General features: G+C 38.9%; 4 protein-coding genes. All 4 read right to left on the bottom strand.

The genetic code is table 11. From position 1 onward, the window contains the following. Positions 1 to 85: 85 nt before the first annotated feature. On the bottom strand, positions 86 to 949 hold the full coding sequence (locus tag K1I71_RS09410) for an Rgg family transcriptional regulator (protein WP_223330843.1): 864 nt from the start codon (positions 947 to 949) through the stop codon (positions 86 to 88). A gap of 2 nt (positions 950 to 951) precedes the next feature. Next, the gene (locus tag K1I71_RS09405) at positions 952 to 2,853 is read right to left on the bottom strand and encodes an ABC-F family ATP-binding cassette domain-containing protein (RefSeq protein WP_045606931.1); all 1,902 of its coding nucleotides are present in this window, start codon (positions 2,851 to 2,853) and stop codon (positions 952 to 954) included. A gap of 177 nt (positions 2,854 to 3,030) precedes the next feature. Then, complete coding sequence (gene tnpA / locus K1I71_RS09400) at positions 3,031 to 3,495, bottom strand: IS200/IS605 family transposase (RefSeq protein ID WP_223330842.1); 465 nt, start codon at positions 3,493 to 3,495, stop codon at positions 3,031 to 3,033. 192 nt (positions 3,496 to 3,687) lie between these two features. Then, positions 3,688 to 4,227, bottom strand: a 540-nt coding sequence (locus K1I71_RS09395) for a DUF5105 domain-containing protein (protein ID WP_223330841.1), incomplete at its 5' end; no start/stop codon positions are given.

Raw genomic sequence — 4,227 nt, 5'->3', positions numbered from 1 at the left:
ATTCATATAAAAACTCCTCTCAAATTTTGAAACTATTGTATCAAAACCGAAAGGAGCTTTTTCATTTTTCCCTTATTTGGGAAAATTAATCTTTGACAAATTTTTCGTAGTGTTCCTGATAGTAGGCTACTTGCTCTGGAAGACCTAGCACATCAAAAATATGCATGGCCTCTTGCATCTGCTTACAGCCTTCTTTACACTGTCCTTTTTGATATAAGGCAAAGCCTTTTAGGTAATGTAAAATATTTCGTTCATACAGACTAATGTTTTTGCCAATAATCTTCTCTGTATAAGTCTCAAAATAGCTTGCATTGTCAAAAGAAATATGCTCTAAACAATGCTGGTAACAATTGAGAGCCAAAATCAACACTAATCTCTTATGACGCCCAATCTCTTGGTAAAATTCTTCCCTCTCCATAACTTCTCTACCAATCCGTGTGACATAGTCCACATCGTAGAAACTATAGAGGTTCCCGAAAAGAATCAACTCATACATGGTCCATTCTTCTGTTTTGAAGAGATAATCTGCTACCTTATCCAAATCATCCTGCTTCATATCATAACTCGAATCTCTTTGACAAATCAGACCCTGTAGCAAAATCCAGTTCAGCTCAAAATAGAGGGGATTTGTCGAACTCTTAGTCTTTTCAAGTTGTTCTTCTTGAAGCTTTTGAAAACCTGCAATATCATTTGAGTAGTAAAGCGGAATAATTTGTCCCATCATGGCAACATGTTCATGATTATGAAAATCCCTAGCCTTATCCATGAAATTTTCGATTGTGACATGAATGTTATCCAAAATCTCAAAGAAACGCGAGACTGCTAGATCAGACTCCCCAAGCTCAAAGCGAGATAACTGAGAAGTTGAACAGGACTCCCCTGCCGCCTCCTTTAAAGAATAATTTCCACTTGTCCGAAATTCACGAAATACTTTTCCAAGATGTTCCATCTTTACACCTGCTCTGATAATTCTTCCCATTCAAGCATGGCTTCTTCCTGACGATGGCTGATTTTGTCCAGTTCAGCCTGCAATTCCATCAGTTTATCGGCATCGTTTGTTTCCAACATTTGTTCAGAAATCGCTTGACTTTGACTTTCTAACTCTTCAATTTCAGCTTCTAGACTTTCGATTTGTCGCATGAGCTTACGAACTTCTTTTTGACTTTCTTTCTGGGCTTGATAATCATTGACTGGCCTTGATTCTTTTACTTGATTGTTAGTTGAAGCTTCCTCTGTCAGACCGACTTCCATTTCAGCCTTTTTATCGACATAGTAATCGTAATCTCCCAAGAAGAGAGTCGATCCATTCTCTGACAATTCCAGTACATGAGTTGCCACACGATTGATAAAGTAACGGTCATGGCTAACAAATAGCAAGGTTCCATCAAAGTCAATCAAGGTATTTTCCAACACTTCCTTGCTATCAATATCCAAGTGGTTGGTTGGCTCATCCAGAATCAAAAAATTATTGTTTTCCATGGAAAGTTTAGCCAGAAGTAAACGGGCTTTCTCCCCACCAGACAGCATGCCAACTGATTTTTTGACATCATCTCCTGAGAAAAGGAAGGCACCTAGACGGTTACGGATTTCAACTTCTGGTGTCAGTTTAAAATCATTCCAAAGTTCATCAAGTACCGTATTACTTGGTGTCAGCTTGCTTTGGGTTTGGTCATAGTAACCAACCTCAACATTAGCGCCAAAGCGCTTCTCACCCTTGATAAAAGGAATATGGTCCACAATAGACTTGATAAAGGTTGACTTGCCAATACCATTGGGACCAACGATGGCGACAGCATTCATCTTACGAAGGTCTAGGTTAATCGGTTGTGACAGGACTTCCCCATTATAGCCAATAGCTGCATTTTCAACAGTCAAAACAACATTGCCCGACGTTTTTTCAGACTGGAAGGTCATGTTGGCTGCTTTCTTACCAGCTTCAGGCTTGTCCAAACGTTCCATTTTTTCCAGTTGTTTACGTCGAGATTGGGCACGTTTGGTCGTTGAAGCTCGGACTAAATTGCGATTGACAAAGTCTTCCAGAGCAGCGATCTCCTTCTGCTGCTTTTCATAATTTTTTGCTTCAGTAACTAGCTTTTGCTCCTTCAACTCGACAAAACGAGAGTAATTTCCCACATAGCGATCCAAGGAATGCTTGGTCAAATCTAGCGTAATTGTCGCAACCTTGTCCAAGAAATAACGGTCGTGGCTGACAATAATGAGGGCACCGCTATAGTTTACCAAGTAATTCTCTAGCCAGGCTATGGTTTCAATATCCAAGTGGTTGGTTGGCTCGTCCAATACCAAGAGATTGGGCTTTTCAAGAAGCATTTTGGCAAGTGCCAAACGAGTATTTTGACCACCTGAAAGCTCGGCAATTTTCATCTGCCACATAGACTCGTCAAACTTAAATCCATTCAAAATCGCTCGAATATCAGCTTCATAGGTAAAGCCACCTGCTTGGCGAAAATTCTCAGATAAGCGGTCGTAATCTGACATTAGCTTATTCAAGTCCTCACCAGACTTTTCACCCATCTCTAACTCCATCTGACGCAGTTGTTTCTCCGTCCGACGTAAGTCATCAAAGACATGAAGCATTTCATCGTAGATGGTATTTTCAGACTCAAAACGGCTATCTTGGGCTAGGTAAGATAGAGAAATATCTTTTTTCTTATTGATTTCTCCACTAGTTGGCTCCTCTTCTCCAACCAAAATCTTCAAAAGAGTAGACTTACCTGCACCATTTTTCCCAACAAGGGCAATCCGATCTCGTTCATCAACCTGCAGGTTGATATTATCAAAAAGAACCTCTCCTGCAAAAGAACGTTCAATTTTATTAGCTTGTAAAATAATCATAAAACTATTTTACTATCTTTTTCTATTTTATACAAATCATGACCACCCGTCAAACGGGTGGTTTGTCCCAGGGCTATAAGCCCAAATTACCAGCCAGCGCCTAAAGACGCTGGCTTTCACTTTGTTCAAGCCTCATTGCTCTTGACTCGTCACTTGCCTCTCAAAGAGGCTTTAGTATTACTTACCACTATCCCTAAAGGGATCCTCATATTCTTTTACACTTAATTTATCTAGTGCTATATCATGCTTTTCCTGTTCTTGAATATATTTCTTAATTGTGGCTTCATTAAGCCCTACTGTACTCACATAATAACCTTCCGCCCAGAAATGCCGATTCCCAAACTTGTACTTGAGATTGGCGTGTTTGTCAAACATCATGAGTGCACTTTTTCCTTTTAAATAACCCATGAAACTAGAAACACTTGTCCTTGGTGGAATACTGACTAACATGTGTACATGGTCTGGCATTAAGTGACCCTCGATAATTTCAACTCCTTTATAACTACACAAGCGATGAAATATTTCGCATAAACTACTTCGATATTGATTATAGATGACTTTTCGTCTATACTTAGGGGTGAACACAATGTGATACTTACAGTGCCACTTTGTGTGCGATAAACTATGAGCCTTTTGTGCCATATTTTTCTCCTTTCGCTTTACAATTGGCTTGAACACCTTTATTGTATCGCGTTCGGAGTTTTTTTGGTATAACCTTCGACGCGCACCCGCATAGCGGGTGGTTTTTTTGTCTCGCACCTAACGGAGCGAGACGGACTAATAGTCACATAATGCAATAAAAAAGTTTGAGTCTTAAGCTCAAACTTTTTTATATTAATAACCAATACCTCCACGGAATGTGCGAGCCATATCGTTTAAATCATAGTTCTTAGAAGAAGTGTCAATGGTCCATTTCCCATCTTTTTTACTCATTTTAATTTCATACCCCTCTTTTCTCATACTATCACTAGTATCTAGAGGAGTAGACTCAAATTGGCTTGGAGCATTTTCTAGAATATACTTCTCACCAGCTTTCATAGCTTCTGAATAGTTACCATATTTTCCTTTATTTTCTTCGTAGAATTTACGGCTTAGTTCAAAAACATTTAAGTTATCCAAGTCAATTGTTTCTGGTCTTACATAGATAACTGCATAGTCAGGCAAATAAGTTTTTACTTTGTATTCTACCTTTGCTCGTTTAGCATTAGCTTTGATATATCCTTCAGCAAAGGTGCGGAGTTCTGAATCTGAAGGTTTGTAGTTATAAAAACTTTTTCCGAATGATTCTGTAAATTTCTTAAGGGCACCTCTAAAAACTCCACTCTTATCACAAAAGAAAAAATCAACTGTATGTGTCTCATTTAGTTGGCACAT

It is taken from the genome of Streptococcus mitis, assembly GCF_019929545.1.
GTDB classification, from domain to species: Bacteria; Bacillota; Bacilli; order Lactobacillales; family Streptococcaceae; genus Streptococcus; species Streptococcus mitis_BU.
Note: the sequence above shows the minus strand (reverse complement) of the source record. Positions and strands in the feature narration are given on the sequence as shown.